General features: G+C 55.5%; 1 tRNA gene and 1 rRNA gene. Both read right to left on the bottom strand.

The window, feature by feature from the left end:
* Positions 1-3: 3 nt before the first annotated feature.
* Positions 4-80: transfer RNA gene (locus AB4Y36_RS40555), tRNA-Ile, on the bottom strand.
* A gap of 67 nt (positions 81-147) precedes the next feature.
* Positions 148-256 (bottom strand): 16S ribosomal RNA (locus AB4Y36_RS40550); the annotation flags it as partial.

Here is a 256-nt window from a genome sequence, read left to right as displayed (position 1 = left end):
CAGTGGTGGGTCTGGATGGATTCGAACCATCGACCCCCGCCTTATCAAGACGGTGCTCTAACCGACTGAGCTACAGACCCCTGAGTCTGTCTTTCTTACAGCCGACAAGTGTGAGCGCTTAAAACGCGTGTGAGCGATGAGCTCTGGAAAGGAGGTGATCCAGCCGCACCTTCCGATACGGCTACCTTGTTACGACTTCACCCCAGTCATGAATCCTGCCGTGGTGACCGTCCTCCTTGCGGTTAGACTAGCCACT

It is taken from the genome of Paraburkholderia sp. BR10936 (assembly GCF_040965735.1).
Taxonomy (GTDB): domain Bacteria; phylum Pseudomonadota; class Gammaproteobacteria; order Burkholderiales; family Burkholderiaceae; genus Paraburkholderia; species Paraburkholderia nodosa_A.
This window is presented reverse-complemented; position numbering and strand designations above follow the sequence as displayed.